We start from the raw sequence: 21,124 nt of genomic DNA on the forward strand, positions 1-21,124 counted from the left end.
CGCCCGAAAAATGGCTTGAAAGTGTCATAAACTCAGACAGTTTCACATTTGCAGCCCCTGAGTTTTCGGGTTGACAGTTTTGCCACGTAACCCCGTAACTCCGGGCTGTGGTGCTGCCGCAGTTGGGGCCTGACTAGTCGCTACCTTGAGAACTGGACGCACTCTTTGGCTATCAACCCTGAACCGCGGCAAATAGTAGGGTTCAGCAGCCAACGACGAAACCCTCCCTCGCCCGGATAACTCCAGGTGAGAGAGGGTTTCTACTTGGTCGGGGTAGCGGGATTTGAACCCACGGCCTCTTCGTCCCGAACGAAGCGCGCTACCAAGCTGCGCCATACCCCGAGGCCGCAGACACGAACTGGGAACATACGTCTCAGTGCTGTGCTTGCGAGGACTTACTTTAGCCCGACGCTGAGTCAGAATGCAAAACGCCTGCTTAACGGGCTGTGGGAACAAGCCGCGGTCTCCGCCGCGCCCTTACAAACTACGAACTGCACCCCGACGGACTACGAACTACGAATCCCGCTCCACAACCTCAATCAAGGTCGCGGATGGGCGGCAGAACAAGCGCACCGGAGCGTAAGGGGAAGTGCCAAGGCCATTGGAGACATGCAGCCATGTCTTCTCGGTCCAGCGCGACAACCCCGAGGCCCGCGAGCGGTCGATACCGCAGTTGGTCACAATGGCCTTCCCGCCGGGCAGGCACACCTGGCCACCGTGTGTGTGACCAGAAAGCACCAGGTCGTAGCCGTCTTCCGCAAAAGCATCCAACACGTGGGGCTCTGGCGAGTGCGACAGGCCGATAGCGATGTCGGCATCCGCATTCGGAGCACCGGCGATCTGCGAATAATCCTCCAACTCGTGATGAGGGTCATCTACACCGGACAGCGCCACCTTCACGCCACCCGCCACAAACTCCAGCCGGGCATGGGTGGCATCCTGCCAGCCGTGCTCGATAAACGCAGCGCGCATGCCGCGCCACGGCAGTTCGACGCGTGAGGGCTTGCGCTTCTTGCCTGTCAGGTACTTCAGCGGATTGACAGGCCGTGGCGCGAAGTAGTCATTCGTACCGAACACGAAGGCACCCGGACGGTTCAGTAGGGGGCCGAGCGCTGCGAGGACACTGGGGACGGCCTTGTCGCTGCCCAGGTTGTCGCCGGTATTAATCACCAGGTCAGGGTTCAGAGCATCGAGGCTGGCAACCCACTTCTGCTTCAACTTCTGGTCGGGGAGCATGTGGAAGTCGGAGACATGCAGAATCCGGAAAGGCTCACCCTCGCGCTTTCCCACCCGGGCGAGCGTGCCGGGTGCCAGCACGGGAACTTGCACACGGTGGAGTTTAAATGCACGCAATTCGATTTGGTTCGCGTAGAGGAACGTCGTCAAGCCAAGCGTGGCGAGAGCTGCGGCAGACCGCAGAATTTGGTTGGAAAAAGCGCGCGATGTCATGACAGAGACACTATCAACTACAGCGGTAATCTAGGGCGTATGAGTGAACTGAAGAACACAATTGTCTCCGATATGACCGCCGCGATGAAGGCCCGCGACAAGGAAACCGTTGCGGCGCTGCGCATGCTGAAGGCCGCCATCCAGACCGAGGAGGTTTCCGGCTCCAAGCACGAGCTCACCGATGACGAGGTGCTGCGTGTGATTGAGCGGGAGGTCAAGAAGCGTCGCGAGTCCGCTGAGATGTACGCCCAGAACGGCCGTCAGGAACTTGCCGACGCCGAACTCGCCGAAGCAGAGGTTTTCGCCCGCTACCAGCCGGAACAGCTTGACGACGACGCCGTGAAGAACCTCGTCGCGGAATCTGTGGCCGAGGTTGCTGGCGATGACGCGCCGAGCATGAAGATCATGGGCCAGGTTATGAAGGTGGCTAAGGAAAAGGCCGCTGGCCAGGTCGATGGCAAGCGGCTTTCCGAGGCCGTTAAGGCTGCCCTGCAGGGCTAGCGCGACCTTTCGCCGTTTCCTTTTTCGGCGATAAGCGTTGGAGCTGCCTTCTAGGGTGAACTAGAACGGCAGCAGCGGAATCAGATCCCGCAAGCTCGGCGCTGGCGGAGTGTTCGGGCGAGGGAACTGCGGTAGCGGATCCGGCCGGGTCGTCGTCGAGTCCGGTCGTGGCGACGGCGCTGGTGGCGGGGTCGGACGGCGGGTGCCATCGGCCACGCGGATTGTGACGGTGCCACCCTTGAGTAGTAGCGGCGGCTGATCCAACCCGACCACGATTCCGCGCGACTCGCCGGTGAGGGAGACTGTGCGTTCCTCTACCTTGTAGCCGGCCTTCTTAAGGGTCTCCCGGGCCTCGGCCTTCTGCATGCCCACCACATTCGGCATTTGGGTGATAGAGGTACCCAGTCCGTAGTCCGAATCCAGTGGTGGGAGGTTCTTTCCGCCATAATCCTCGATAACCGGGCCGACTGCGCCGAACCATGTCCGCGCGGGCTCGCGACCACCAAAGAGGTTGCCGTTCGGGCACTGGCGTAGCGGCGACGTACACAGCTCCGTGACAGTCGGGGTGTCGTTGTAGGCGTACACCGATCCGGCCAGGCCGCCGGTGAAGCCCAGGAATGCCGCAGACTGGTTCGACTCGGTGGTACCGGTCTTAGCCGCGACTGGGCCTTCCCAATTCAGCTCTTTCGCGGCATCCTTCGCGGTGCCATCGGTGGCGTCATTGCTGAGCGCATTAGCAATCGCGTGCGCGACACCCGGCTCCACTGCCTGCTCGCACGGTGGCACATTTAGCTTGACCGCATTGCCCTTGGAGTCCGTGATTGACTCAATCGGAGAGGGCTCGCACCAGCGGCCATTGCTGGCCAGGGTGGCAGCGACATTGGACAGCTCAAGGTTATTCACCGACGTCGGACCCAGCACGAACGAGCCGAGTTTATGCTCCGAGACATAGTCCGCCACCGAGGACTCACCATCAAAACTGCCCGGCTCCGTGTATGAGCGCATGCCCAGGCGTACCGCCATGTCCATCACGCCATCGACGCCGACCAGCTCCGAAATCTGAATAAAAGGAGTATTCGGCGACCGTGCGAGCGTCTCACGCAGCGACATCGACGGCGGGAAACTACCTACGTTCTCCACGCAGTACAGGCCCGGCGGGCAGCCCTCTGCGCCACCGGTGCCCAGCCCGGAGGCCTCATAGCGACGCGGCACCGGGAAGTTGGTGTCAATACCCAGCCCCTTTTCCACCGCCGACGTCGCCGCGAAAATCTTAAAAATCGAGCCCGCGCCATTGCCCACCGGCGTAAATGGCTGCGGCTGCACGGTCTGCATTTGTTCCGCATCGAGGCCGTATACGCGTGACGACGCCATCGCGAGCAACTTCCTGGAGTCATCCCCAGGCTCAAGCAAACTCATAACCTCGGCTGCGCCATCCGCAGTCGGTGACGCCTGCTGACGCAGAGACTCCTGCACGCTGTCCTGCACACGCGGGTCCAGTGTGGTCTTCACATGGAAGCCACCGCGCTTGAGCTTCTCGGTCTCAATACCGTGGTTCTCCAAGTAGGAGACCACATAATCACAGAAGAAACCCCGATCGCCCGCCGCGATACAGCCCTGCGGCAGGCGCTGAGGCTCCGGAAGGATGCCGAGATCAGCTGCCTTGGCGTCCTGAGCCTCCTGCGGGCCAATTGCCCCCGTGGATTCCATGGCCGCAAGCACGTCGTTACGCCGTGCATGCGCACCTTCCGGATTTGTATACGGATCGAGCCCGGAGGACTGCTGAACCATGCCCGCGAGCAGAGCGGCCTGCGGGACATTCAGATCGGACGCGGGAATGCCGAAGTAGGTCTGAGCTGCAGCTTCCACACCGAAAGCGCCATTGCCGAAGGGGACCAAGTTCAGGTACTTAGTCAGAATTTCGTCTTTCGTCAGCTCATCTTCCAGATCCAACGCGATGCGAATCTCGCGGATCTTGCGGCCATAATCCGTGGCAGTAGCAGCGCGGCGCTCCGACTCCGACTGCGCGTCCACGAGCAGCGTGTGGTTCTTAATCAACTGCTGCTCAATCGTGGAGGCGCCTTCCTGCACCGACTGAGACATGAAGTTCTTTACCGCCGCACGAGCAGTACCCTTCCAGTCCACACCAGAGTGCTCATAAAAGCGCCTATCCTCCACGCTGACCAGCGCGTCCTTCATAGCTGGCGAGATGCGTTCCGACGGCACATTAAACCGCCTCTGATCATAGAGCCACGCAATTGGCTGATCATTACGATCCGTAATAGTGGTGACCCCTGGTGCGTCCTTAGAAATCACCGACCGCGACGCCGACGCGAATTCATCAGCCGTGCGCGCGACGAGGTAGGCCGAGCCGCCCACAAGAGGAAAGAGGGCGCTGGCCATAATCAACGCTGCCAACACAGTGGCAACGGAGAGCTTGAACAGCGTCGAACCTTTATTCACAGCAATCACACTACAAGGTAGGGCGGATTGAGCCGAAGTGGGTTTTCGAAAATCCACCTAGTGACATGCCCGGGGAGTCCAGTAAAACGCCTGGCGAGCGGGGGAGGAGTGCTACGAGCGCCCTTACAATACCGGGCAACTCATCGTGTGGTGGTTTCTGGAAAAAGATTTTCATAGTGACGTAAATCACCCCCGTGCTTTTGTTGGAAAAAGTTGCCCCACCTGCATCGTTGTATTTAGAGCTGCGCCACGCCCACCCTCCCAGTGTGACCCAATCGACATTATTTGGTTGGTGTGAATAGACTTACAACAAAATTTCAGCACTATTTAGTTGAAACTATTTCGAAATAACGAAAATCGCAGGCACGAGGAGGCTACAATGACCGCCACGATTCCCGATCGCAACCGCACTGCTACTACGCCAGACTACGAGCTCGGTGTAGAGAGCTTCCGCGATCGTCAGGAGTGGGTCCCGCGCGCTAAGTGCCGCGATATTGACCCGGATAAGTTGTTCGTTCGCGGCGCCGCACAGCGCGAAGCCGCAGTTATCTGCCGCCACTGTCCAGTGGTTCTGCAGTGCCGTGCCGACGCTCTGGATAACCGCGTCGAGTTCGGCGTCTGGGGTGGCCTGACCGAGCGTCAGCGCCGCGCAATGCTGCGCGAGCACCCGGAAATTACTTCGTGGGCCGACTTCTACGCTGAGCAGTACGCAGCTCAGCGCAAGGCAAAGCTGGCTAAGTAAAAACCGAACTTAGACCGAAGTAAAACTAAACCCCCAGCGCGCGAGGCTGGGGGACAGATAAAGTAGCTTCCATGACTACTAAATGGGAATACTTCACCGCACCGCTGCTCATTCACAACACCAAGGCCATCCTGGACAACTTTGGTGAGGACGGCTGGGAACTCGTCACTGTTCTCCCCGGCCCGACCGGCGAAAACCACGTCGGTTACTTCAAGCGCCCGAAGGCTGACTAATTACCTCGGTGTCTAGCACCTAACTAACAACGGCGGTTGTGCTTTCGATTGGCAGCTGACTCACGGTTGGCTGCCATCTTTCTTTGGCCGGCTTTATTCGCCCGGCCCCCAGTCGCCGTGGAAAGGCTTAACTTAAATGAGCAACTCTGAATCTCGCACTCCTTCCCAGGCCCTCGAGGGCCTGGGGCTTACCCTGCCTGCAGTTGCCGCGCCAGTTGCGGCCTACGTACCCGCAACGCGCACGGGCAACCTTGTTTTCACCTCCGGTCAGCTCCCATTCGTTAACGGCGAGCTCACCCACGTCGGCCACGTCGGCGCAGAAGTCACTGCTGAGGAGGCCAAGGAGGCCGCCCGCACCTGCGCTCTTAACGCTTTGGCCGCAGTCGATGCTGAGGTTGGCCTAGACAATGTCGCCCGCATCGTGAAGGTCGTCGGCTTCGTCAATTCCGCCGCCGGATTCACTGGTCAGCCGGGCGTTATCAATGGAGCCTCGGAACTCTTCGGCGAGGTCTTCGGTGAACGCGGCCAGCACGCTCGTTCAGCAGTGGGTGTGAATCAGCTTCCGCTGGACGCTCCCGTGGAAGTCGAGATCATCGTTGAAGTAGCCCAGTAGCTGCTGTGTTTGCTGCCGTGACCAGTGGGAATGTTGCGTTCTCCGGGTCGTCGTAAAGCGTGCTTACACCCAAATGAGCCGAATTGGACGACGTGGCGCGCTCCCCGGATTGCGCAACCACGTAGGATAGAGGACATGGAGCATCCTGCGTATAGCCAACTGCGTCAGATTTCTCAGTCTGTGGGCGTCGTTCTGTGCCCGAACCCCAGCTACTCTTCGCTGGAGGGTACGAACTCCTACGTTATTAAGGCTGAGGGGGATAGCCGCAGCATTGTCATCGATCCGGGCCCGGAGGACGAGGGACACCTGAACGTCCTGCAGCGTTATGCCGGCGACGTTGCGTTGATTCTGCTGACGCACCGTCATGGCGACCATGCTGATGGCGCCGCACGTTTCCGCCAGCTCACCGGCGCGCCGATTCGTGAGCTGGAGTCTCAGTACTGCGCGGGAGGTCAGGATCCGCTTGTCGACGGCGAACGTATCGTCCTCGACGGAGTGACTCCGCAGATTGAGGTCGTGGCAACCCCTGGTCACACCGCTGATTCCGTCTGCTTCTTCATCCACACTGGTGATGGCGAGGACGATGTTGAAGGCATCGTTACCGGTGACACGATCGCTGGCCGCCACACCACTATGATCTCGGAGACCGACGGCGACCTGGGTAAGTACATGGAAACCCTGAAAATGCTGGATTCGCGCGGCAAGGGTGTTCGTCTGCTGCCTGGGCATGGTGCTGACCTGCCGGACATCACTGTAATGACGCAGAAGTACATTGAGCGTCGTAAGCTGCGCCTTCAGCAGGTGAAGGATGCCGTTGCCAAGCTGGGCGACGAAGCTACGGTCGACCAGATTGTGGATGAGATTTACACCGATGTCGATCCGGTGCTGCGTCATGCTGCTGAGCAGTCGACTCGTGTGACCCTGCGCTACCTGCGCGATCACGGGGAGTAATTGCTGGGCTTTGGCTGGGCTTTGGCTTCGGCTGGTTGCTGGGCTGGTCTGGGCTGGGCGAAATTGAGGCTTGGCTGAAGCCGAGCTTGAGTGAAGCTGAGCTCGACTCACCGCATGAAAAGAGCGTTTGACCTGCAGTTTTGCGGGTTGCGCGCTTTTTGTTTGGGGTAGTGCTGGTTGGGGTGGGCTAGTGCCGGTTGGGTGGGTTGGCCTCGTCGGGGCCAGCTCAATCACTTATCGATGAGGTATCCACTTGTCGATGAGCTATAGCGCGCGCATAAGTGAACAGCGCATCGATAAGTGATTGATGCGGGGAGAAATCGGTGAATGGTGCATCGATAGGTGCCGGGAAAGCATCGATAAGTGGTGGAAAAGCATCGATAAGTGGCAGAAAAGCATCGATAAGTGCGCCAAACTTGGCCGGCATGCCAGGTCAGCATGGCAGGCCGGCATACCAGGTCAGCATGCCAGGCCAGCGGGGGAAGACAACAAAAATCCCGCGAGCCTCATGCGTTTCATGTGCTCCTACGGGAACCGAGGATCCAAAAGCAGAGGCTGCGGGATGTGAGTCGTTTGGGCAGCGCCGCAAGCGCCACAAGCTAACGTGCGCCACAAGCTAACGTGCGCAACAAGCTAACGTGCGCGGCGGGCCAAACGCTCCGTATCGGAGATGAGCACGGACTTGCCCTCAAGGCGAATCCAGCCGCGGTGGGCGAACTCTGCCAGAGCCTTGTTAACGGTCTCTCGGGAGGCACCGACGAGCTGTGCGATTTCCTCCTGAGTCAGGTCGTGGTTCACGCGGAGAGCAGAACCTTCCTGAACACCGAAGCGATTGGCCAGCTGAAGCAGGGACTTAGCAACGCGACCTGGGACGTCGGTGAAAATGAGGTCAGCCAGTGAATTGTTGGTGCGGCGCAGACGGCGGGCCAGCATGCGCAGCAGCTGAGCTGGAACATCAGGGTGCGAACCAACCCATTCCTGCAGCTGATCGGCACTCATGGACGCGGCGGAAACTTCGGTGACGCAGACCGCCGAGGAGGTGCGCGGGCCCGGGTCGAAGATGGAGAGCTCGCCGAACATGTCGGACGGGCCCATGATGGTCAACAGGTTTTCACGACCGTCGGCTGAGCGACGAGCCAGCTTCACCTTGCCATCAATAATGATGTAGAGCCGATCGCCCGGCTCACCCTCATTGAAGATGGTGGTTCCACGCGGGAAGCGAACCGTCTCGAGCTCGCCGAGCAAGGCCTGCACAGCCTCCTGGTCGACTCCCTGAAATACACCGGCCCGGGAGAGAATCTCCTTGACGTCATCCACGGTAAAATTCTCCTGTCTTTGGCCACTAACCACCGTAAATACAGGCCAGCAGCCGCCAAATTAGCACTCGACTACAGATTGCAGTGGCCAAACAGGAAGAGAAACTACCCCGTCCCACTAGTCCCACTACTTTCGGTCTTTCCCGGTAACGCCGCTGCCAGCTTTCAAGGCAGGTTCATCCCTGGGCGAATTTCACGACAAATCGCCTCTACAGATGCATCCCAAAACTACGCCGTCACCAAGATGTGATAAGCACCACTGTAGCAAAAGAGCCACTGCGCCTGTGGGGAATTCTGGTGAAAAGCCGCTGAACTGTGTATTTATAACTAATAATTCGCTAACGGTGTTCCAAGATGTGGTGGGGCATGACTTCTTTGGTTTTTGACCGAATATGCCCGAGCTGCTACCGGTTCCATCCGCATCCCGGACGAATCGAAGGATTCGGCCCGCGAAAGGTGCGCACGCGAATTGCAATCCGGGGTAGCCGATACACTACGACCATGGATACGACCGGCAAGGCATCGTCGATAAGCAAGCACCAGATAAGCAAGCACCAGGCGACGAGCAAACCCCAGCCCACGCACCCGCAGGGATCCCTGACGTCGAAGAAGCGTCGGGCGGTGGGGGCGCATCCGGCGGCGCGAGGGAAGGAGACGCGCCTGGGTATGGTGCGGCGCGCGCGGCGGATTAACCGCACGCTGGCGGTGGCATACCCGAATGCTCACTGTGAGCTGGACTTTCGTAATCCGTATGAGCTCGCGGTGGCGACGATTCTGTCGGCGCAGTGTACGGACGTGCGGGTGAATATGACCACGCCGGCGCTGTTCGCTAGGTACCCCAGCCCTGCCGATTTGGCGGTTGCGAATCAGGAGGAGGTCGAGGAGCTCGTTCGGCCGACGGGTTTCTATAGGAATAAGGCTGCGAACATTATCGGCTTTGCGCAGGGGGTGATGGAGCAGCACGGCGGCGAGGTCCCGGGCACGTTGGAGGAGCTGGTGAAGCTGCCGGGCGTGGGGCGAAAGACGGCAAACGTGGTGCTGGGGAATGCTTTTGGGGTGCCGGGTTTGACGGTCGATACGCATTTTGGGCGTCTGGTGCGGCGCATGGGGCTCACAGAGCAGGAAGATCCGGTGCGCGTTGAGCACGAGATGATGGAGGTGCTACCGCGCGCGGAGTGGACGTGGTTTTCGCATCGCCTGATTTTCCACGGTCGCCGGGTGTGCCATTCGCGCCGGGCGGCGTGCGGGGCGTGCTTCTTGGCGGCGGATTGCCCGTCGTATGGTGTCGCGGGTCCGGCGGAGCCGGAGACTGCGGAGAAGTTGATTAAGTCAGACGATAGGGAATGGCTTCTCTACCTGGCCGGTCTTAATGACGGCTACAGTGGGGAGGAACTTTCCGCGCTTGACGACGGGGATAGCGCGCGCAACACCACAGCGACACAGGACTAGTCGAGGAGCACTTTTCGTGAATGAGCAGGGCGGTCATAGTCACAATGGTGGCCACTATGAGGATCGGCAGGCGGACGTTAACCGTTCGGCATCGCTGATTACGCTGCTCATCGCGGGAATTAGCATTGTGGGTCTGGTGATTTTCGCGATTGTGAATACCACTGGTGGCAATGACGAGGCCGACGGTGGTGGGACCGGATCTGGTGTGAGTGTCGATGCGGATGGCGCTGGCAATGGTGATGGCGCTGGCAGTGATGGTGAAGTGGATGGTGCACCGGCAGCGCCAGCGATGTCAAAGGATGAGATCGCGGCGGTAGCGGGTAGTGGCTCGCTGACCGGTGTGCGCTTGCCGCTGTTGGCGGAGTCGGGAGACTCGGCAAGCCAGGACAACGAGGCTGGGCAAGTGGAACTGGTGGACATGGGGCAGATCGTCGAGGGCAAGCCGACAGTGCTTAATGTCTGGGCGTGGAACTGTGCGCCGTGTCGCCAAGAGCTACCGCTTATTGAGCAATGGGCCAAGGACAATCCGGACGTGCAGGTGGCGACGGTGCATGCGGCTCGCGAGGCGGGGCGTGGCCAAGCCTTCCTGCAGGAAATCGGAGTGAAGCTACCGACCTACTCGGACACGGTCGACGTGGTCGGACCAGCGTTGAATCTACCGCGAGTTGTGCCCATCACCGTGGTGTTTAAGGCAGATGGCACGGTGGCGGCCATTCATCCTGGTGAATTCACCGATGCGCAGCAGATTACTGATCTCGTGCGAGGTGCATTGAAGTGACTCAGGGACAGTCGTGGAATCGTGACGCAAGCTCGGGGCTGTATCTGCCGAAGTGGTTGACCAATAGTTTGCCGCCGCACCTGGTCAGTGCTGATCACGACGCGGCAGGTCACGCCAGCAGCGCCAGCCACGCCACAACAGGCCACTCGGAGCAGCAGGTGGCCGGTCGCTCCGCTTCGTCGTCAAGCGTGAAGCGTGCGTTTGCGAAGTTGCGGCGAGACTCCTCGACGCAGGAGAAACCGTTGCGGAATCCGGCGCGGTCGGCGGTGTTGGTGCTGATCAGCGGTGATGCGGAGGCGCACCAACGGCCGGAGGATGCCAGCGTGGTGCTTACACACAGGGCGACAACCCTGCGTAAGCATGCAGGCCAGATGGCTTTTCCGGGCGGTCGTGTCGATCCCGAGGACGTGGATGAAATCGATACCGCGCTGCGTGAAGCCGAGGAAGAAACCGGCCTGAACCGAGAGACGGTGACACCGGTGCGGGTGCTGGACTCGATTGACATTTCGCGGACTGGCTTCGCGGTGAATCCGGTGTTGGCGTATTGGCATGCACCGCATCCGCTGCGTGTGGTCGACCCTGCAGAGACGGAATCGGTGCTCAATGTGCCAATTAGCCACCTGACGAATCCGGACAACCGCATGATGCTGGGCTATCACGGCTGGACAGGACCGGCATTTAAGGTTGGTGACTTCGTCGTTTGGGGCTTTACCGGCGGCGTGCTGTCCTACTTGCTAGACGTGGCCGGCTGGTCGGAACCGTGGGACGACACCAACGTGCAGAAACTTTTGCCGGTGCTCGCGCGTTCCGCTAATGGTGAAAAACTGTCCGTACTGAAGGGAGGCCGACGATGATGCCTGCAATCGCTGTGTTTGACGTTGCGCTGCTGGCGGTCTTCATTTTCGCGCTTATCGTCGGCTGGCAGCAGGGCGCCGTCTCGTCGATTATGGCCATTTTGGGCGTTGTCCTGGGCTTGGTCATTGGTGTGCCCTTGGCGCCGCTAGCTATGGCGCAGGTCGAGAACCAGTCGGGAAAGGTTCTTCTGGGCCTCGGCACGGTGATTCTGTTGGCGTTGATTGGTCATGCGGTGGGAACAGTGGCGGGGCAGTCGCTGCGGAATACCATTCGCTCGCCGCTGGCAGTCGGCCTGGATTCTAGCCTCGGTGCCATCGTGCAGTCCGTGACTGCGCTGGTAGTGACATGGATGATTGCCGTGCCGCTGGCCACCGCCGTGCCCGGGCAGTTCGCCGACTGGGTGCGTGAGTCCAAGGGCATGAACCTCATTGACCAGGTCGCGCCCGACGAATGGAGCGACGGCTTCAGTGGCATCCTCCGTCAGCTTCGCGATGATGGAATGCCCGCCATCGCTCCGCCATTCGGCTACAAGCAGAACGTCCCCGATGAACCCGTCGACCCCAATGTGATTTCGCAAGGTGTCGTCGACAGTATTCGACCGTCCATCGTCCGCGTCTTGGGCGAAGCCCCGCAGTGCGAACGTTTGCTGCAGGGTACTGGCTTTGTCATCGCGCCGGATTTGATTCTGACAAACGCGCACGTGGTCGCTGGCGCCACCACTGTTCGGCTGGAAACCGTGGTCGGCATGGCTGACGCGAACGTCGTGCACTACGATCCGCTTGACGACGTCGCACTGCTCCGAACCACCGACCTACCCCTGGAGCCCATGCAGTGGGCGGATCAGGAAGCTCGTCCGGGCGATGACGCGGTAGTGCTGGGCTTTCCCGAGTCCGGCCCCTTTAAGGCCACACCTGCGCGCGTGACGGAGAACATCATTATTCGAGGCCCGGATATTTATTCGTCGACCAGGCACGAGCGTCAGTCCTATGTTCTGAAGGCAGATGTGCGCCACGGTAACTCGGGCGGCCCACTGATTACGCCGCAGGGCCAGATCCTGGGCTTGGTCTTCGGTGCCGGTGTGAATAATGACCAGACTGGTTACGCGCTGACGCACGCCGAGGTCCAGCCACACATTGATGAGGCGATGAATAACTACGGGGCCATCGGCACGCAGCAGTGCGTGGCGGGGTAAGCGGAAAGTTGTGTGTCTGTGGACAGGTCAGCCCCAGCCGCAACCGCAGGAGAGTTCCGGCTAGCTTCAGCCGAGCCGAAGCCTAAGACCCCTCCGGCAACCAGTCCAAGTGATCCCTGATTGCCTGCACCACAGCCTGAGGTTTCTCTGCCGGCAGGAAGTGCCCACAATCCGGCACAACGCGCACGTGACTCGAGCTGAGCTCCACTAGCGCACGTGGGGTACGAGTGTCCTGCTCGCCGACGAGCAGCACCGTGTGCTCATCGCTTTTCGACGGGCCCTCCATCGCACTCAACCACTTGCGGAAAGCGGCCGGAGCCGGCCGCGTCCACCAATTCATGTGAGCCAGTGCAGGACGGAGTGCACCACTGGCCAGGCTATCGGTCATGAGTTCCGCGGTCTGTTTCCCCGCGGGGGTCTCGGCGAACCCCTCCCCGGCGGTGGACATGGACTCGCGCACGATGCGCTCAATGAGCCGCTGCTGGCGAGCCTCAGCCGCCTGCGTGCTGAACTTATTGCGACGCAACTGCGGTACCCGTGGCCGCGAGTCCCACCACGAACGGCGCAGCAGAGGAGCCAGGCTACTGCGGAAGTCCTCCGACCACGGGCTCTTCAACTGGTTCAGCCACACTTTCGGATGTGCAGCACCACAACCAATAATTCCGGAGACAAGATTGGGCTGCCGCGAAGCCAACGTCCACGCCACCCAGGTGCCGAACCCCTGACAGACCAGCAGCGCGGTCGAGTGCCCCAACGAGCGAATCGATGAGGCGATGTCCTGGGCCGCCTCAAACGGATCGTAGCCTTGCGGTGTTCGGTCGGACTGACCGTAGCCACGCATAGAGATAGCCACAGCGTGCACGGGGAGGGGGTCGCCAGAGTCGTCGTTAAGCAGTGGCAGAACCTCGCGCCATTCAAACCAACCGCCAGTCGAGCCGTGAATAAACAACACGAGCGGATCGGAGGGGCGGCCGCACTCGGCGATGTGTAGGCGCTGGCCGCGGACGTGAATGAGACGATGACGCCAGGGGCCAGTGAGAGAATCGCTGAGGGAGGTCATGAGGGGAAAATACCTTATCCGAAGGGCTTAAACCGGGACTGAATAAGACAAAAGGGCGAGACCAACAAGTCCCGCCCAATTTCTTTTAAGCCTTTAGGTGTACATACCGTTCGACTGCGAAGACTTCTTCGCCGACCCCGACGGCACGACCCCCTTCAGCTCCTGCATCGACTCGATGGTCTTCTCCGGCTTGCGGATCGACTTGACCTTCTTCAGACCCAGCAGTGCTGCAACACCGGCGATGACCAGCATCAGAACGAAAACGATGAGGAACGCAGCCCAGGTTGGCAGCCAAACATCCAGCAGCCAGCCGAGGAAGAAGAAAAAGAAGAACGAGGAGTACAGTGCGACGACGCCGGCAACCGCGAAGAAGCCACCGCCAACTGCGCCCTTCTTAGCCTCGCCAGCAATTTCGGCCTTGGCCAGCTCAATCTCAGAGCGAACCAGAGCGGAAATCTGCGAAGAAGCATTAGACACGAGCTGGCCGACGCTAGCATCACCCGATGCGTTGCTATCCACATCACTCAGCGGGATAGCGGTAACACGCGGTTCGGTGCCGTCGGTAAAGAGACCCTTCGTATCGTCGTTGCTCACGTGTACTTCCTCCTACGCAGATGGTTGGAAAAGATGGTTTGAAACTTTAAAACTGCAGTTACAAACTGCCATACTACCTCTGATTGTGGGTAGGGCGCGCCATAAGGGCGAAAAAGCCAAGAACTCGTTGAAGTTTTTCTCATCTTTGACCATTTCTATATAAGTTTGTCACTTACTTAGCGGTGAAGAATTAGGGTGTGGGATATGAACGATCAGCCTGAGAACGTGCGTGGAGCCGATGGAGTTGGTGCCGGTGTCGGAAAGGGTGGCCTAGCTGGCATGAGCCTGGGTGTATCCTCCGTGTCGGCGAAGAAGCGCGCAGAGCGTGAGGCAGCGCAGGCGAAGGCATCTGAATCGGGTGCCGGTGGCGCTGACAGTGCTCCCGCCGCTGCTATTCCGCAGCTTGACCCCAAGGACCCCCTCGCGCCCCTGTGGCAGCTCGACGGCGTTGCGCACGCGGCTGATGTCGCGGCCAAGGCTATCCAGGCCGTCCATAGGCACAAGGCCAACCTGCGCAAGCACAACGTCACCGGCTCCGAGTCGGTCCTGCGTGGCGCGCGGGCATCGGCGTGGCTAGAAGGCGGCGAGCCATCGCTTCCCGACGACGGCAACATCACCGATCCCGTACTCGCAGCAGCCCTGCGGGTTGCCGACACCATTTCCCCGGAGTCAATTGGTGAGACCACCCGCGTGTGGCAGCGCGCTCCGCAGCAAGTGCTGGCCAAGTTTGCGTTGAACGCATCGCCCGCAGGTGAGACTGAAGACGGTTCCGAGGCGCGGATGAAGGCCGGCCGTCCGGTCGGTGACGACAAGCTCTCGTCTGCGATGAAGGAGCAGCGTCTGCACGTGCTCGGTGACTTCATCACTGGCCGCAGCCAGATTCACGCTGGTGTGCTCTCGGCGATTGTGCACGGTGAGCTGCTGACTCTGCGCCCCTTCGAGTACCACAACGGCATCATCGCCCGCGCCGCCTCGCGACTGACGACTGTCGCAACCGGCCTGGATCCGCGTGGCTTGGCCGTGCCTGAGGTCTACTGGACTCGCCACCGCCAGGAGTATTTCGAGGCCGCAGAGGGGTTCGCGTCGGGAAGCGCCGATGGCCTGCGTGCGTGGATTCTCCTGCACCTGGAGGGGCTGAAGGCCGGTGCCGTGGAAGCGCGCGGTATCGCCGAAGCGGTGTAGGCGGGCCGGCTGCCGGATGGTGGGTTAGTCGGCCTTTGACTCGTCGTCGTTGTTGCGCAGTGCCAACAGCGTCGCACCCGCGCCAAGCGCCAGTGTGACGCCGGCAAGAATTGCAGCATTGCGTTTCGACGGCGCGCGAAACAGCGGGACGGGATTCCGAAATTGGCGCACAGGCCACTCACGTTCCGTCGTAATCTTGCGCAGAGCGCGATCGGGATTGACCACAACGGGATGGCCGACTGCAGACAGCATGGGCTCATCAGTGATGGAATCCGAGTACGCAAAGCATTCGGCCAGGTCGAACTGGCGCTTTTCCGCTATCCGACGCATCTGCACGGCCTTGTTTTCGCCTCGGCAGAAGAACTCCGTTTCACCCGTGAAGAGCCCATCGCGGACCTCCAGCTCGGTGGCCACCACGTTGTAGACACCGAGCGCCTGCGCAATGGGCTCAACAATCTGCCGAGCCGATGCCGAGATAATGAACACCTGATGCCCCTGTGCGCGGTGTTCACGAATGAGCTCCAAGGCCTCGGCGTAGATGTACGGAGTGATGTTCTGCTCTAGGGTTTCGATGGCGACCTGGCGCAGCTCCCTTGCGCTGTGACCAGCGATAAGGGCGGAAAACTGCTCGCGGGTGGCCTCCATTTGAGCCTCATCGTGCCCCTGCGACATGTACAGGGCATGGCTGAGCGCCATTTGCAGCATGTCTGTCGGCGAAATGATGCCGCGCTCGAGGAATTGCTTGTTGAACGCATATGCCGAGCTCTTGGCAATAATGGTTTTATCCAGGTCAAAGAACGCAGCGACGCGAGAGTCAGCGGTGGCGTGGAGGCCTGCAGCGATTTGGGCATCTTTAGAGCTGCTCGTGTCCGTAGAAGCGCGCGGCTGCGGCGTTGTTGAAGCCTTGTTCTCGCCGGTGTTCATAGACTCCGAGCTTACCCATGGATGTCGGGCACGGGGAGAGCATTATGAGTGTTTAACTGCTGGGTGGGGGATTGGGGCGATTGGGCCGGTGGCGGTCGTGGGTCTGGTGGCGTTCGGGTCGGTGGGGTTTGGGTCGGCGCGATTAATCGAGGAAACGTGACATCGAACATAATGGGCATTAAATCCTTTGTAAGGTATTTGCAGATTCCTCGGGATATGTAATACTTGGACGTGGCTGGCCCCTTCTTGTTCTTTTTAGAAACAGACTGCGAGGCCGCCCCGGCTCAATCCCCCCCCGAGCCGGTTAAAGACGCCTCGCGCCAATCCCCCCCCGGCGCGGGGCGTCGCCCCTTTTTGGCCCAATGTTGAGGGGTATGTAGTAAAAATTGCGGGCTGCAAATGTGAAACTGTATGAGTTTATGACACTTTCAAGTCATTTTTCGTGCCATTTTTGTCATAAACACAGTCACTAACTCGCATCGACCCAACGCCACCTGACATAAACGTAGTCACTAACTTGCATTGGTCAGGCCGCGCAGTAGCCAGGTCGCGCAGTAGCATAAGGCAAAGGCGACGTGGCGTTCTGCAGTTATCCACAGTCTGAAAATTATCCACAGACAGCGAGGTTTTGGCCCCTTGTGGGCATCATTGAATCCGCCCTGTAGTGCACGCTATGGCCATGGCGATCAAGAAACTGTCCATGGCTCAGCGAACCGAGGCTCCAACAAATCCAGTAGTCAACGCCGTCGATGATGAAGCGCTGCGTGAAGAGGTTGCGCTCATAGTCGCTGCTACCGGTCGTGACTGTGTGCAGGAGACCGTGCCACCTGTGGCTGCAGCGTCAGTGGCCGCACAAACATTTGCTTCGCCGCCAGCATCACTATCATCATCAGCCCCAGAGCCTTCCCCATCGTCAGTATCGACAGGAGCGGGAGTTTCATCGGCCCTGTGGCGTCGGGCACCAGCGGTGTTCGTCGATGCACCGGCAGCCCGAAGATTAGCCGGGCGGCCTCATTGTGAGGGAGCAATCTTTCTGGTCCGCAGTGATACTGAGGCGGAAGATGCGCAGGTAGCGAAGGTTTTAGCTCCTGTTTACAGTGCTAGTTTGCCCGCGGATAACGTCGATATTGTCGAGCTGCTCGGCCGTGGCGACGTACGCCCGGATGCTCCGAATCCCACCAATCACCAAAACGGCTCGAGCCTCCTGAACCACCATCAGAACCCAGCGTCACCTGCAAGCACCGACGTGATTACGGCACCGGGTACAGAGCCCGTATCGAACACGCCGGCGACTACAACCGACTCCACGGCAACGTGCCTGATGTTGGTTCCTGCGGTCGGCGGTGCCGGGGCTTCCATTGTTGCGGCGGCGAGTGCATTGGTTCTATCCCGTGAAAAGCCAGTCTGTTTGGTGGACGCGGACGCACTGGCAGGAGGCATTGATCTGGTGCTCGGGATGGAAACGGAACCGGGACTGAGGTGGCAGGACTTCTCGGCTGCTGATGGTCGTCTCGACGGGGCGGCACTCTACGAAGCACTGCCATCCTGCCCGCGATCACCCGCTCTGAAAGTGTTGACGTGGACTCGCAGTCGCACGCCCGAGACGACTTACAACCACGCCTCTGCGAACAACAAATTCGACAGCGCCGACAGAACCGACAGGCCCGACGATGTCCGGCACATTGCCAGCACCATTAGTTGCCTTATTCATGCCGGAATTACGGTCATCGTGGACTGCCCGAAGCAGGTGGAGTACGTCACCACTCTCGGCGCACTTGCCGATGACACCGTCATAGTCCTGCCCACCTCCGTTCGAGCCATCGCAGCCGCTGGGCACTTGGCGAGCATCTGTGCACAGGCGGGGTTCACCCCAAATCTTGTAGTTCGGTACCAGCAGCACCGCGATATCAGTGTCGAAGAGGTGGAATACGCTCTCGACCTGCCCATTGTTGGTGAGATTGAGTACTGCAAGAAGGTAGCTCACGAGATAGATGTGGGCGGGCTCGCTGGAACCGTCGGCAAGCTGACGCGGGGATTGGAAGCGATGTTTGCCCTTGTCGGCGGTGGTGGCGATGGATGACGTCAGGCTGTTGGCGGCGGTGCGGACGGCGCTTGCGGAGCGGCCTGGGGTGGCATCGCATAGCGAGGTCGCCGACATCATTCGCGCAGAGACCTCGGGGGTTGTCTCCGATGTGAAGGTGCTGGAGATTCTACGCACGATTCGCGAGGAAACAGTGGGCGCGGGTGTGTTGGATGCGCTGTTGCGACGCCCGGGTGTCAGCGATGTGCTGGTCACCGCGCCGGGCGAGGTCTGGGTCGACGCCGGCAACGGACTGGAGCGCGCCGAGATTTCCTTCGCGGACGAGGGCGAGGTGCGCGCGTATGCGGTGCGGCTCGCGTCGCGGTGTGGACGAAGGCTTGACGACGCGCAACCCTGGGCAGACGGCCATATTCCTGGTGGTGTCGGCGGCTGTGGTGTGCGAGTTCATGCGGTGCTTTCCCCACCGTCGGCGACCGGCACTCAGATTAGCCTGCGGGTGCTGCGTCCGGCTCGTCGCGGACTTGCGGAGCTATGCGATGTCGGGCTATTTCCACCGAAAATTCTGCCGGTGTTGCGGGGAATCGTGGCGAGACAGCTGTCGTTTATTGTCGCCGGTGGCACGGGTGCGGGAAAGACCACGCTATTGGCGGCGATGCTCTCAGAAGTTAATCCTGACCAGCGCATTGTGTGTATCGAGGACACTCCGGAGCTGCAGCCTCAGCATCCGCATGTGGTGAAGCTGGTGACCAGGGCCGCCAACCTGGAGGGCGCCGGTGCGATTGGGCAGCAGGAGTTGCTGAAGCAGGCGTTGCGCATGCGTCCCGACCGCATTGTCGTCGGGGAGATTCGAGGCGCCGAAGTGGTGGATCTGCTGGCAGCGTTGAATACGGGGCATCGCGGTGGGGCGGGGACAATTCACGCCAACCGCATTGGGGATGTCGTGGCGCGCTTTGAGACCTTGGGGCTGATCGGTGGCCTTGGTCGCGCCGGGCTGCATGCGCAGTTGGTCTCGGCGGTGCAGGTGGTGTTGGTGGTCGAACGCGCTGATGTTCGCAGGCTGGCACAGATCGGGCTGCTACGCGGTAACCCACCGGAGGTGGTGGAGGTCTGGACTGCTCGGGATGGGCCTGGGCCGGGTTGGGAAGCGTTGCAGAAGTTGCTGGTCGGCGGGGAATAACCGGTGGAATACCCGATGGAATGACTAGAGGAAAAGTCAGGGGATTAGACGGGGAGATTAACAGCTATGGGGGAAGGGTTTAGCGTGGCGATGCTCATTGGGGGAGCGGCTGCGGCGGTCGCTATCTGGCCGGACAGCTCGGCGGCGGTGCGCTCGCGAGCACTGGCAGGCCGTGGCCGCGAGGTGTCCGGCGGGCTGAAGTGGTTGCAGCGCATGGTTGGACTTGGTGCTGGTTCCACGGGGTCGAGTGCAGTAAGCACTGGCAGTGCGAATCGAACTGCAGGACTATCAATCCTCATCGTTGCAGGCCCAGCACTCGTGTTGCTGTGGCTCGCCGGGATTCCAGGTGTCATAGCCGGGCTGTTGCTGGGTCGCACCGCAGGGGCAGTAGTGCGCGCTGTGGGGGAGAGGCGCTGTGAACGTCGGGAAGCGGACAGCGCTGCGGTAGCGCTGGAAACTTTGACCGCGCGGCTGCGCGCAGGAGCGGCGGCTTCACGAGCGCTCAACGCGACAGCAGCGGAATTGCGCAGGTCAGGGGATGAGACTGTGTTGGCTGATCATCTCGCGCACGCGGCGCATCGCGCGAACTTCGCCGACCCGTGGGAGGGCGAAGAATCTTCGGAGCAACTGCGCCGGATTGGGCGTATGTGGACGGTGGCGCAGCAACACGGTCTGAGTTTGGCTGGGTTGCTGGACTGCGCGCGGGGTGATCTGCAGGCTCGTCAGGCGCATCGCTCACAGACGTCTGCCGCGCTGGCGGGACCGCGCATGACGATCGCCATCTTGGCATCGCTGCCGGTGTTCGGTTTGGTCATGGGGCAAGCTTTCGGAGCGTCCCCATTCGAGTTCCTCAGTCGCGGTATCGGAGGAATTGTGCTGGTCATCGGTGTCGGGCTGGTGTGCGCGGGCATCGAATGGGCGGTCGCCATCATCGATCGTGCGGAGGCCGGACAATGATTGCCGCCGCACTTCTCATCGCCGTCTACCTCTGCTTGCCGACGTTCAATCCCGTCCGCAGCCGACTGCCCGAATTGGTAGCCGAGTCGGATGCTCGTGTGCGAGGAGGCCTACGTCGACAGGTGACCAATCGGGTGTCGCAGATTGCCGCACAGGTGCGGGAACGTGTGCGAACTCTCATTGGAGGTGAGCGCATCAGCTCGGCTGTGCTGCTCGATGCCGCAGCGGCCCTCGACATCATTGGCGCTTGTTTGAGCTCCGGTATGCCGTTGTCACAGGCCATGGCAGCAGCTGCCGATGGTGCAAACCCTGAGCTGGCCGAGCCACTTCGACAGTGTTCCGCCAGGTTGTCCGTGGGCGCGCACTCCACTTGGGAAAGCCTTGCTGCCACACCCGCGCTCGTGCCCCTGGCGACAGCTGGGCGCCGAGCAAGCGAATCCGGCACCGTTCTGGCGCAGGCCTTGGAGGACACCGCTGCCATGTACCGCAGTCAAGCGCACGATGCGGCGCAAGCCGTCGCCGAAAAGGCTGGTGTCCTCATTGCCGGGCCGCTGGCGTTGTGCTTTCTACCCGCGTTTGTGGTGCTGGGTTTGGTGCCCACCATCGCTGGGCTTGCCGACGAAATGTTTGCAGGACTGATGCCGTCATGA

21 protein-coding genes and 1 tRNA gene are annotated in these 21,124 nt (G+C 60.5%); 14 read left to right on the forward strand and 8 right to left on the reverse strand.

Annotated features, from left to right (window positions below; genetic code table 11):
• Positions 1 to 265: 265 nt before the first annotated feature.
• Together HMPREF1206_RS03015 and HMPREF1206_RS03020 are read right to left on the reverse strand one after the other, a co-directional pair.
• Positions 266 to 342, reverse strand: a tRNA-Pro gene (locus HMPREF1206_RS03015).
• A gap of 171 nt (positions 343 to 513) precedes the next feature.
• Positions 514 to 1,449, reverse strand: a complete 936-nt coding sequence (locus HMPREF1206_RS03020) for a metallophosphoesterase (protein ID WP_016421919.1) — start codon at positions 1,447 to 1,449, stop codon at positions 514 to 516.
• Between the two features lie 39 nt (positions 1,450 to 1,488).
• Between HMPREF1206_RS03020 and HMPREF1206_RS03025 the strand changes: the two genes are divergently transcribed.
• Positions 1,489 to 1,950, forward strand: a complete 462-nt coding sequence (locus HMPREF1206_RS03025) for a GatB/YqeY domain-containing protein (protein WP_016421920.1) — start codon at positions 1,489 to 1,491, stop codon at positions 1,948 to 1,950.
• A 60-nt stretch (positions 1,951 to 2,010) separates the two neighbouring features.
• On the opposite strand, the gene HMPREF1206_RS03030 is transcribed toward HMPREF1206_RS03025, so the two are convergent.
• Positions 2,011 to 4,419 carry a transglycosylase domain-containing protein gene (locus HMPREF1206_RS03030; RefSeq protein WP_016421921.1) on the reverse strand — a complete coding sequence of 803 codons (2,409 nt, stop codon included), beginning with the start codon at positions 4,417 to 4,419 and terminating at the stop codon, positions 2,011 to 2,013.
• Between the two features lie 370 nt (positions 4,420 to 4,789).
• On the opposite strand from HMPREF1206_RS03030, the gene HMPREF1206_RS03035 reads away from it, so the two are divergent.
• The 4 genes from HMPREF1206_RS03035 to HMPREF1206_RS03045 all read left to right on the forward strand — a co-directional run bounded on the left by HMPREF1206_RS03035 (position 4,790) and on the right by HMPREF1206_RS03045 (position 6,949).
• On the forward strand, positions 4,790 to 5,152 hold the full coding sequence (locus tag HMPREF1206_RS03035; protein WP_005511664.1) for a WhiB family transcriptional regulator: 363 nt from the start codon (positions 4,790 to 4,792) through the stop codon (positions 5,150 to 5,152).
• 71 nt (positions 5,153 to 5,223) lie between these two features.
• A complete protein-coding gene (locus HMPREF1206_RS11100) occupies positions 5,224 to 5,385 on the forward strand; it encodes a hypothetical protein (RefSeq protein WP_005511670.1) in 162 nt (53 codons plus the stop codon).
• A gap of 136 nt (positions 5,386 to 5,521) precedes the next feature.
• On the forward strand, positions 5,522 to 5,998 hold the full coding sequence (locus tag HMPREF1206_RS03040; RefSeq protein ID WP_016421922.1) for a RidA family protein: 477 nt from the start codon (positions 5,522 to 5,524) through the stop codon (positions 5,996 to 5,998).
• Between the two features lie 135 nt (positions 5,999 to 6,133).
• A complete protein-coding gene (locus tag HMPREF1206_RS03045; protein ID WP_005511689.1) occupies positions 6,134 to 6,949 on the forward strand; it encodes an MBL fold metallo-hydrolase in 816 nt (271 codons plus the stop codon).
• A gap of 226 nt (positions 6,950 to 7,175) precedes the next feature.
• Here HMPREF1206_RS03045 and HMPREF1206_RS11105 read toward each other — a convergent pair whose 3' ends face one another.
• Positions 7,176 to 7,376 carry a hypothetical protein gene (locus HMPREF1206_RS11105; protein WP_147580929.1) on the reverse strand — a complete coding sequence of 67 codons (201 nt, stop codon included), beginning with the start codon at positions 7,374 to 7,376 and terminating at the stop codon, positions 7,176 to 7,178.
• Positions 7,377 to 7,582: 206 nt separating this feature from the next.
• Positions 7,583 to 8,266 carry a CRP-like cAMP-activated global transcriptional regulator GlxR gene (gene glxR / locus HMPREF1206_RS03050; RefSeq protein WP_005511668.1) on the reverse strand — a complete coding sequence of 228 codons (684 nt, stop codon included), beginning with the start codon at positions 8,264 to 8,266 and terminating at the stop codon, positions 7,583 to 7,585.
• A 620-nt stretch (positions 8,267 to 8,886) separates the two neighbouring features.
• Here glxR and nth point away from each other — a divergent pair.
• Genes nth through HMPREF1206_RS03070 form a run of 4 tightly spaced genes read left to right on the forward strand, consistent with a single transcriptional unit; the run spans position 8,887 to position 12,539 of the window.
• Positions 8,887 to 9,714: an endonuclease III gene (gene nth, locus HMPREF1206_RS03055; RefSeq protein WP_369707170.1), complete on the forward strand. Its 828-nt coding sequence runs from the start codon at positions 8,887 to 8,889 to the stop codon at positions 9,712 to 9,714.
• 16 nt (positions 9,715 to 9,730) lie between these two features.
• Positions 9,731 to 10,492: a redoxin domain-containing protein gene (locus HMPREF1206_RS03060; RefSeq protein WP_016421924.1), complete on the forward strand. Its 762-nt coding sequence runs from the start codon at positions 9,731 to 9,733 to the stop codon at positions 10,490 to 10,492.
• Positions 10,489 to 11,346: a CoA pyrophosphatase gene (locus tag HMPREF1206_RS03065; protein WP_016421925.1), complete on the forward strand. Its 858-nt coding sequence runs from the start codon at positions 10,489 to 10,491 to the stop codon at positions 11,344 to 11,346. Before HMPREF1206_RS03060 ends, HMPREF1206_RS03065 begins: the two co-directional genes overlap by 4 nt.
• A complete protein-coding gene (locus HMPREF1206_RS03070; protein WP_042388343.1) occupies positions 11,343 to 12,539 on the forward strand; it encodes a MarP family serine protease in 1,197 nt (398 codons plus the stop codon). The genes HMPREF1206_RS03065 and HMPREF1206_RS03070 overlap by 4 nt, the downstream gene beginning before the upstream one ends.
• 82 nt (positions 12,540 to 12,621) lie before the next feature.
• Here HMPREF1206_RS03070 and HMPREF1206_RS03075 read toward each other — a convergent pair whose 3' ends face one another.
• Both HMPREF1206_RS03075 and HMPREF1206_RS03080 read right to left on the reverse strand, forming a co-directional pair.
• Positions 12,622 to 13,599 carry an alpha/beta fold hydrolase gene (locus HMPREF1206_RS03075; protein WP_016421927.1) on the reverse strand — a complete coding sequence of 326 codons (978 nt, stop codon included), beginning with the start codon at positions 13,597 to 13,599 and terminating at the stop codon, positions 12,622 to 12,624.
• A 93-nt stretch (positions 13,600 to 13,692) separates the two neighbouring features.
• The gene (locus HMPREF1206_RS03080; RefSeq protein WP_016421928.1) at positions 13,693 to 14,193 is read right to left on the reverse strand and encodes a phage holin family protein; all 501 of its coding nucleotides are present in this window, start codon (positions 14,191 to 14,193) and stop codon (positions 13,693 to 13,695) included.
• A gap of 204 nt (positions 14,194 to 14,397) precedes the next feature.
• Between HMPREF1206_RS03080 and HMPREF1206_RS03085 the strand changes: the two genes are divergently transcribed.
• Positions 14,398 to 15,375, forward strand: coding sequence for a hypothetical protein (locus HMPREF1206_RS03085; RefSeq protein WP_016421929.1), 978 nt, complete (start codon positions 14,398 to 14,400; stop codon positions 15,373 to 15,375).
• Positions 15,376 to 15,399: 24 nt separating this feature from the next.
• On the opposite strand, the gene HMPREF1206_RS03090 is transcribed toward HMPREF1206_RS03085, so the two are convergent.
• Positions 15,400 to 16,299, reverse strand: a complete 900-nt coding sequence (locus HMPREF1206_RS03090; protein WP_016421930.1) for an HAD family phosphatase — start codon at positions 16,297 to 16,299, stop codon at positions 15,400 to 15,402.
• A 679-nt stretch (positions 16,300 to 16,978) separates the two neighbouring features.
• Here HMPREF1206_RS03090 and HMPREF1206_RS03095 point away from each other — a divergent pair.
• From HMPREF1206_RS03095 to HMPREF1206_RS03110, 4 genes are all read left to right on the forward strand, one after another.
• Positions 16,979 to 18,379 (forward strand): hypothetical protein, encoded by a 1,401-nt coding sequence (locus tag HMPREF1206_RS03095; RefSeq protein ID WP_231367169.1) that lies wholly within the window; start codon positions 16,979 to 16,981, stop codon positions 18,377 to 18,379.
• Entirely contained in the window at positions 18,372 to 19,517 is a 1,146-nt protein-coding gene (locus tag HMPREF1206_RS03100) for a TadA family conjugal transfer-associated ATPase (protein ID WP_016421932.1), read from the forward strand. Before HMPREF1206_RS03095 ends, HMPREF1206_RS03100 begins: the two co-directional genes overlap by 8 nt.
• A 66-nt stretch (positions 19,518 to 19,583) precedes the next feature.
• The gene (locus HMPREF1206_RS03105; protein WP_016421933.1) at positions 19,584 to 20,474 is read left to right on the forward strand and encodes a type II secretion system F family protein; all 891 of its coding nucleotides are present in this window, start codon (positions 19,584 to 19,586) and stop codon (positions 20,472 to 20,474) included.
• Entirely contained in the window at positions 20,471 to 21,124 is a 654-nt protein-coding gene (locus tag HMPREF1206_RS03110) for a type II secretion system F family protein (protein WP_016421934.1), read from the forward strand. The genes HMPREF1206_RS03105 and HMPREF1206_RS03110 overlap by 4 nt, the downstream gene beginning before the upstream one ends.

Source organism: Corynebacterium sp. HFH0082 (genome assembly GCF_000411235.1).
Taxonomy (GTDB): Bacteria; Actinomycetota; Actinomycetes; order Mycobacteriales; family Mycobacteriaceae; genus Corynebacterium; species Corynebacterium jeikeium_D.

Excerpts from the sequence above, each read along its gene's own strand:
- HMPREF1206_RS03020 (WP_016421919.1), bottom strand. The coding sequence starts at position 1,449 with ATGACATCGCGCGCTTTTTCCAACCAAATTCTGCGGTCTGCCGCAGCT.
- HMPREF1206_RS03025 (WP_016421920.1), top strand. The coding sequence starts at position 1,489 with ATGAGTGAACTGAAGAACACAATTGTCTCCGATATGACCGCCGCGATG.
- HMPREF1206_RS03035 (WP_005511664.1), top strand. The coding sequence starts at position 4,790 with ATGACCGCCACGATTCCCGATCGCAACCGCACTGCTACTACGCCAGAC.
- HMPREF1206_RS11100 (WP_005511670.1), top strand. The coding sequence starts at position 5,224 with ATGACTACTAAATGGGAATACTTCACCGCACCGCTGCTCATTCACAAC.
- HMPREF1206_RS03040 (WP_016421922.1), top strand. The coding sequence starts at position 5,522 with ATGAGCAACTCTGAATCTCGCACTCCTTCCCAGGCCCTCGAGGGCCTG.
- HMPREF1206_RS03045 (WP_005511689.1), top strand. The coding sequence starts at position 6,134 with ATGGAGCATCCTGCGTATAGCCAACTGCGTCAGATTTCTCAGTCTGTG.
- HMPREF1206_RS11105 (WP_147580929.1), bottom strand. The coding sequence starts at position 7,376 with ATGCCGGCCAAGTTTGGCGCACTTATCGATGCTTTTCTGCCACTTATC.
- HMPREF1206_RS03070 (WP_042388343.1), top strand. The coding sequence starts at position 11,343 with ATGATGCCTGCAATCGCTGTGTTTGACGTTGCGCTGCTGGCGGTCTTC.
- HMPREF1206_RS03075 (WP_016421927.1), bottom strand. The coding sequence starts at position 13,599 with ATGACCTCCCTCAGCGATTCTCTCACTGGCCCCTGGCGTCATCGTCTC.
- HMPREF1206_RS03085 (WP_016421929.1), top strand. The coding sequence starts at position 14,398 with ATGAACGATCAGCCTGAGAACGTGCGTGGAGCCGATGGAGTTGGTGCC.
- HMPREF1206_RS03090 (WP_016421930.1), bottom strand. The coding sequence starts at position 16,299 with ATGAACACCGGCGAGAACAAGGCTTCAACAACGCCGCAGCCGCGCGCT.
- HMPREF1206_RS03095 (WP_231367169.1), top strand. The coding sequence starts at position 16,979 with ATGGCGATCAAGAAACTGTCCATGGCTCAGCGAACCGAGGCTCCAACA.
- HMPREF1206_RS03100 (WP_016421932.1), top strand. The coding sequence starts at position 18,372 with ATGGATGACGTCAGGCTGTTGGCGGCGGTGCGGACGGCGCTTGCGGAG.
- HMPREF1206_RS03105 (WP_016421933.1), top strand. The coding sequence starts at position 19,584 with ATGGGGGAAGGGTTTAGCGTGGCGATGCTCATTGGGGGAGCGGCTGCG.
- HMPREF1206_RS03110 (WP_016421934.1), top strand. The coding sequence starts at position 20,471 with ATGATTGCCGCCGCACTTCTCATCGCCGTCTACCTCTGCTTGCCGACG.